General features: G+C 45.6%; 5 protein-coding genes. 3 read left to right on the forward strand and 2 right to left on the reverse strand.

All coding sequences use genetic code 11. The features are described 5' to 3' along the window. Positions 1 to 265: 265 nt before the first annotated feature. The gene (locus V7051_RS16550) at positions 266 to 2110 is read right to left on the reverse strand and encodes an autotransporter outer membrane beta-barrel domain-containing protein (protein WP_333876671.1); all 1845 of its coding nucleotides are present in this window, start codon (positions 2108 to 2110) and stop codon (positions 266 to 268) included. 566 nt (positions 2111 to 2676) lie between these two features. Next, on the reverse strand, positions 2677 to 3150 hold the full coding sequence (locus V7051_RS16555; protein ID WP_333876669.1) for a low affinity iron permease family protein: 474 nt from the start codon (positions 3148 to 3150) through the stop codon (positions 2677 to 2679). Positions 3151 to 4066: 916 nt separating this feature from the next. Between V7051_RS16555 and V7051_RS16560 the strand changes: the two genes are divergently transcribed. The 3 genes from V7051_RS16560 to V7051_RS16570 all read left to right on the forward strand — a co-directional run. Next, positions 4067 to 5497, forward strand: coding sequence for an AAA family ATPase (locus V7051_RS16560; protein WP_333876667.1), 1431 nt, complete (start codon positions 4067 to 4069; stop codon positions 5495 to 5497). Next, positions 5478 to 6131 carry an HNH endonuclease gene (locus V7051_RS16565; protein ID WP_333876665.1) on the forward strand — a complete coding sequence of 218 codons (654 nt, stop codon included), beginning with the start codon at positions 5478 to 5480 and terminating at the stop codon, positions 6129 to 6131. The genes V7051_RS16560 and V7051_RS16565 overlap by 20 nt, the downstream gene beginning before the upstream one ends. Before the next feature lie 71 nt (positions 6132 to 6202). Beyond that, positions 6203 to 6707 (forward strand): REP-associated tyrosine transposase (locus V7051_RS16570; RefSeq protein WP_333876663.1); only part of this gene is annotated, 505 nt, incomplete at its 3' end.

Here is a 6707-nt window from a genome sequence, read left to right on the forward strand (position 1 = left end):
ATAGATTAAAAAACCGAAATTACCGCAAGATCTTATTACTAAATATCGTGGAATAACGAAATATCGTCACCATAATTTTCGCTCCCACGCGCAGCGTCAATGCCATTAAAGTAAGAAAAATATTAATCGAGTAGGGCGCGCCCTACATTGCAATCCGGCCATTCCTTGCCCGAATGACGATGTCCAACAGACTCTTATGTATAACGATGAGTGCAATGCACGAAAATGAGGTAAACATCAAATAATCAGTTCAGCCATTCAATGTTCAAAAATGCCAAGCGCCATTTGCCATCACTGCACTTGCCTCAAGCCCGGAACCCCGTTCGTAGTTGTACGTCAAAGCCAATTCCGCGTTGTTTCTGTGTCCTGAAAAGCCGAAGCCTAGCTGTGTAAGGTCGGCTGGCGATCGCCAGCTACCGGACTGGAAGGTTGTCGTTTGTCCATCGAAGCCGGCAGTGAGGGTTCCGTTATTACTCCAGAGCCGGGGCGATGTCAGCACGCTGCTATCCAGAGACCAGTCCAGACTAGCGGCCTTGCCGAGTGCTACCGCCAGGGAAACACCGACTCGGGCGCGCAGGTCGTCAAGTGTTTTTGATTGCACCGCCAAATCGATGCTGCCGGCACCTTGTTCGGTAAATTTGCCTCGATCGAAGCGTTGGTACTCAAGACCCACGAAAGGCGTCAGCTTAACTTTCTGCAAAGAAATCGCTCGCGCAACTTTCTCTAAAGAAAAAACCCGCGCAACATCAACGCGAGCGCCGCTGGACAGGGCATGAGTCGATCCGTCAGCGTTTCGGTTTACCGCGAACGAGTATCCGGGCCACAAGCCTGCGTCGGGAATATTGATGTTTCGCCGGGTGTCGATACCACTGTAACCCAGAAATAATTGCCCGGTTGCCATCAACGCATCCGCCCGATAAGAGCCGTAGCCGCCCAGATAGCCGGTGTCCAGTTTTGCCTGTCCGGGCGCGCTCGCGGCCCAATCAAGATCGGAGGATAGATAGCCGGCTGCGGCCCCGAAATTCCAATTCTCCTGGTAGTTCGTTTCAATGCCTGCAACCACCATCGCGGTGTTTTGGCTAAAACCGGTGCGGTCCGAGTCGGATGACTGCCTGGCCCAGGTTCCTTGCGCATGTATCCAGGTCCGGCGTCCCTTGTCATCGGTTGCTGAGACAGCGCGGCTGCCTGGAGAGAACGAGCTGGAAGCCGCGGTCAACTGGTTCATGAACAGTCTTGATTGATACAAACCGGCTCGACCGAGTACGCCAAGACGCTCGGCGCCCATTTGGTTGATCGCTTGTTGCAGTTTTTGATCACCGGCAGGTGCGGAAAGATTGATCAGGTCCAGCGAGGTGAGCACCTTGTCCAGGTCGCTGTAAGCCTGGACGGTGAGGCCGTCCATATAACTGCCCACCTTCAGCGCATTGCCGGTAAGCCGAGGGCTGTAGGCAAGCAGGTTGTTCTCACCCATCGGCGCGGCGAGAACGTAATTCCTGATCGGAACCTGAAAGCCGGAGACGTCTCCGGCATTTCGGCCGACGTAATATTGGATGCCGCCACCTGCTCCCCAGTAAGCTCCCGCCGGCGCCACGGTAGAGCTTGTAATCGCACCCGCAGGTCCGCTCCAGAACGTCACCCCGGCGGGAATCAGGGCCAATGCAAAGGTATTGTTCCGGGTGCCGTCGGTATAGACCGGCAAGGCCAGTCGATCCAGCAACATCGCACGACTCAGGCCCCGAGTTTCGGCAATCGGCGATATCCAGCCTCCCGCCTGTCCTGCCTTGTTGGAATCCGTAGGGACATAGTAGGAACGGATGCCTATGAAGGGTTGCGTCGTCTGGAGTTTATAAACGCTAGTGCCCAGCTCGAAGGGCGGATTGCCGGTAGCGCCGACCGTTACGGTGTTCACGTGATCGACTGAAACATTGGCATCCAGAATGATGAGCCCAGGGATATCGATCGGCGTCGCCGTACCGATGGCATACACGTTGGCAGTGACGGTGCTGCATACCGCCAAAGCCAGCGCGTGAATGCCGATACCCGGTTTACGCGGAGCGAAGTAGGGATTTTTTACTTGAGGCTCAGACTTTATATCGTCTGTTTGTTTCATGATGTTATTCCCATGTCTTGGATGCTTGGGTTTCTTTGTTTTAGAGGCTGATGAAAGCCCCTTCGTCGGGTACGCTGTGCGTACCATTTTTCAATATCCGATAAGCTACCCCGACTGCCGATATAGAGTTCTAAATCTTTTCGGGTCAGATTCATTTGCTTCATTTTCGCAATCAGTTTGATGTTTTATGATCATATATGGCATCGAACCGGGATCAATACTTGAATTGATATCCTCCGTCAGGGCCGTAGGCTGAGCTGAATGCAACACTTAATAGAATAATTTAGTTCCCAAGCTCCAAGAGACTGTGAAAGTATTCTTGAAAATATGACGCATACTATTTTAGTGACTTGTCAGTCATTGTTTTATTCATGTGGGAGGGGCTTTAGCCCCGACTTTCGGGGCTAAAGCCCCTCCCACATGAATACTTTCACAGTCTCTCCAAGCTTGGGAACCAGCGTAAAATCCCGTTCACTCTGACCTTGACTAAGCTCATGACTAAAGACGGGGTGGACGGTTAAGCCGATTATGTCTCGACAAGGCTCTCCTGAGCGTAGCCGAAGGGCTCAAATATCCTCCTCCCCGATTTTATGATGTATTTCTTGAACAACTGAAATTTCCTTTTCCGTTAGGTCTTCGACATTGATTAATCGATTATCGGCATGCTTCGTCACTGCTATCAGCTCGTTGAGCTTTACCTGCAATATGGAAATTTCCTTATTCTGGCCGCGTTGTATTAGAAATACCATTAGAAAGGTAATGACGCCAATATAGATCGTTAATCCGCGTTCCCAGCCCTGAGAAAATTCATAGACTAATCCCACTACAAACCAGACAAAAATAGACAGCAGTGCTGCAACAAACCCGCTTGCTCTACCTGTCCATTTTGCGAAACGGTGTGTAAAAATTTCAAGTCGGTCAGATATTATTTCCTTTTTGTCGGAATCACTTAAGAGCAGTACGGCAACAAACCGACTTGCGCTATCCGCCCATTTTGAGAAACGGCTTATTAAAATTTCAAGTTGGTCTGATTTCATCATTTTGTTATTTCCTTTGGTCAAAATTATCTGAGCTTAATGGAAAAAATAAAAGGGTCGCACGAGGCAATAGATATTGATTTAACATTGCCTGGAATCCCCACAGCAAGACATCATTCAAGTCATCAAAGGGAGCTCACCCATTAAGAGTTGTGGCCTCTTGAAGTTCGTCACTTCGGGCAATCATCGGGTTCACACCCTTTACCGTCTGGCTAGATTAACATAGCAAGAAAGAGAAAGGTGGAATGCGCAACACGAAGCCAGCGCCACAGTACCTCTGAACAGCCGGGTAGGCTTAACCGTTCTCCTTGGCCCTTCGACTACGCTCAGGACTAAAGGCATTATCGAAGACTGTCATGAGCTTGTCGAATGGGGGGGCGGTTAAGCCGATCATGGTTCGACAATCTCATGACAGGCTTAACCTTATCTTAAACGGGGGGGGGGAAGCCTTCGTTGCCATCGACAGCCGGATACGTCTTGGTGAATTCCTTTTTGATCCATCTCCAATATGTCAAATAGCATATATCACTTTCCGGCAGAGCCAAGATGGCACGAAGATGATTGCCCGGCAAAACTATTGCATCAATTCGAAACGGCCAGCGTTGGCGGCATTCGCGAATGGCAGTGCGTAGGAAAATGCAGGAGGTATCCGTACAAAGAATCGGGGCGCGTCGTTCAGTTACCTCAGTGAAGAAGAAGGAACTGCCGGGAATATAAGCGCGCCGAAATAGAGACATAAGCGCAACACCGAAATGTAACAAAAAATGTGTGCGCTGCGCGTACCGCATAGTAGTAGACGAGATTGATTTGAGCACGGCAAGCCGGATATTTAAGATAATGATATGATACGTTAGGCTTAGGGTACGCGCAGCGTACTACTCTACCGGACTTTTTAGCACTTACCAGGAATAAGAAAAGTATGCGCAGAATTGATTATTTTTACCATGACGAAAGAACCGTCCCTCTTACTATTCCTTCGATCACTGAAGATGATACAAATACTTATACAGTTATAGTTGGAAAAAATGGAGTTGGAAAAAGCCGGCTTCTTGCTAACATGGTGAATGAATTCACGATGATTGAACGATATCTGCCAAATATTCTAAGTATAGATCGTGAAGAGCTTCAACATGAACCTCGCGTTATTGCAGTATCTACAAGTCCTTTCGACAAATTTAAGTTGCCACCGAGAGGAAAAAGCAAAGAGCAATATACAAAAACTAATTATAGGTACGTTGGTATGAGATCTAGCGGTCCCTACGGGTCATCTTCAATTTCACTAATATCATCTGCTACGCATGGAATCCTTGAACGTTTCCTAAAACACGAAAACTATGATCGACTTTGTGAAGTATTTGAGACACTTGGATTTTCCACTGAAATCCAACTAATTTTCAAGCCAAGCTTTAAATCTACTAGATATTTAAGCAGTGATATATCGTCGAAAATCATACCTAACTCGTTAATATTAAAGAGTGATACAACCTGGAAAAATATATATCACCCGTTAGAGTTGGAGTGGATAAATGAGCTTGGTATAGAGCTGTCACCAAAAATTCTAGATAATATTGTTGATTTAAATGAGGAAGACAAATGGAAGATAACGCGTTCAATCAATAATCTAAAGAATGTTCTGCGTTACGATAGCGCTATATCAATTTCCATAAACTTTTCCCACGGCGATGTATTTAGCCTAAATAAAGAGCTGTACCAAGATAAAGAGCTTCTTGAGTCCCTTAATATATTACTTAAGCTAAATCTGATTCACCTCATGGATATGAAGCTTCATAAGCATGAGTTTGGCTCGATGTCACTACGACGTGCAAGCTCTGGTGAACAGTGCATGCTTGTGATGATTCTAGGAATTGCTGGAAATATAAACGATAACTCCCTAGTATTCATTGATGAACCAGAAATTAGCCTTCATCCAAGATGGCAAGAAGACTTCATGAGTCTTCTAATTAAAACTTTTTCCAAATATCGTGGTTGTCAATTCTTTATAGCTACGCATTCACCGCAAATAGTATCGAAGTTAAAAAGTGAAAACTGCTTTGTGACATCGCTAAGTAGTAACGAGATATTTAGCGCATCATTTTTCTATAACAGATCATCTGATTTTCAGCTTGCAGAGCTTTTTGATGCACCCGGCTCAAGAAATGAGTACGTAAGCAGGCTTGTATTCGGACTTTTGTCTAGAATTAAAAAGCAAAAAGCGGTGGGGGACGAGGATTATGAGTTATTAAATAAATTGTTATCCATGCTTGATTTAATTGAAAGTAATGATCCTGTTCATGATCTAATTTTATCCGTTAAAGAGATTGTCGATCACTATGCCTCTACCTCTAATTAACAAAAAAATTGTTTTTTGCTTACAAGAGCAAGAGCTGATTACTAAAAAAATGGGGGATCATAGTTTCACCCATTCTGACTGGGGAAAAGATGATCTACAAACACTACGGAGCTCAATTAGAGCATTTTATAGGAAGGAACAAGTTGGGATATGTGCATATTGTAAAAGTGATGTTTCACTAGTTTCTGCTAGTAACGCGCATATCGAACACATAGTTCCAAAGTCTATTTATCCTCAATTCATATTTGAACCAAGGAACCTTTGTATCGTATGTTCAGACTGTAACACTATCAAAAGGAATCAAGAAGTATTTAACGAAATTCCTGATACGTTGGCTAAGAAAGTTGTTCAATATCCACGTTCTTCAAGTGCATTTAAAATCGTTCACCCTCATTTTGATGTCTATGATGATCACATTCTGAAAAAAGGGAGAATCTATATAGACTTAAGCTCAAAGGGTATTTTTACAATAGGCGCCTGTAAGTTGAATCGATACTTTCATGAATTCGGGTTCGATGATGATTTGGTGGATGATGAAGAGCTTATTACCGTCATGAATGATTTTATGAATGGGAGTTTTATTCAGAAAGCTGGAGCACTAAGTCGACTTAGAAACATGTTGTTTAACATGTGAGCAGGGCCAAGGGCCGTAGGTTGGGCTGAATGCAATGAAGCCCAACATCCAACGTTAAGCAGGAAGTGAGCATGCGTTATCGAAGAGCCCAAACAGCAGGCGCAACTTATTTTTTTACGGTCAACCTCGCAAACCGGCGGTCTGACTTGCTGGTACAACATATAGACGAATTACGAGAAGTTACCCGAATAGTAAAGCGCACCCATCCATTCGTCATTGAGGCCATAGTTGTCCTCCCCGAACATCTTCACGCGATCTGGAAATTACCCGAAGGCGATGCCGACTATCCGATGCGTTGGTCATTGATCAAATCGAGTTTTTCCCGTGGCTTGGAAAAAACCGAGTCCATTCGTGCCAGTCGGGTTAAAAAACGCGAACGCGGCATTTGGCAGCGGCGCTATTGGGAACATCAAATCAGGGACGAGTGCGATTTTGAAAAACATGTGGACTATATTCACTATAACCCCGTCAAGCATGGCTATGCCAAACGGCCGATTGATTGGCCTTTTTCGACATTGCATCGTAAGCGCACGCCCCAACCACATAGTCAGAACTGTTTTTCTCTGAATCAATCTC

Origin of the sequence: Methylobacter sp. (assembly GCF_036845245.1) — a bacterium.
In the GTDB taxonomy this organism is placed as follows: domain Bacteria; phylum Pseudomonadota; class Gammaproteobacteria; order Methylococcales; family Methylomonadaceae; genus Methylobacter_A.

What these genes read in the sequence shown, in the direction of transcription:
- V7051_RS16550 (WP_333876671.1), bottom strand. Translation starts at nt 2,110, where the DNA reads ATGAAACAAACAGACGATATAAAGTCTGAGCCTCAAGTAAAAAATCCC.
- V7051_RS16555 (WP_333876669.1), bottom strand. Translation starts at nt 3,150, where the DNA reads ATGATGAAATCAGACCAACTTGAAATTTTAATAAGCCGTTTCTCAAAA.
- V7051_RS16560 (WP_333876667.1), top strand. Translation starts at nt 4,067, where the DNA reads ATGCGCAGAATTGATTATTTTTACCATGACGAAAGAACCGTCCCTCTT.
- V7051_RS16565 (WP_333876665.1), top strand. Translation starts at nt 5,478, where the DNA reads ATGCCTCTACCTCTAATTAACAAAAAAATTGTTTTTTGCTTACAAGAG.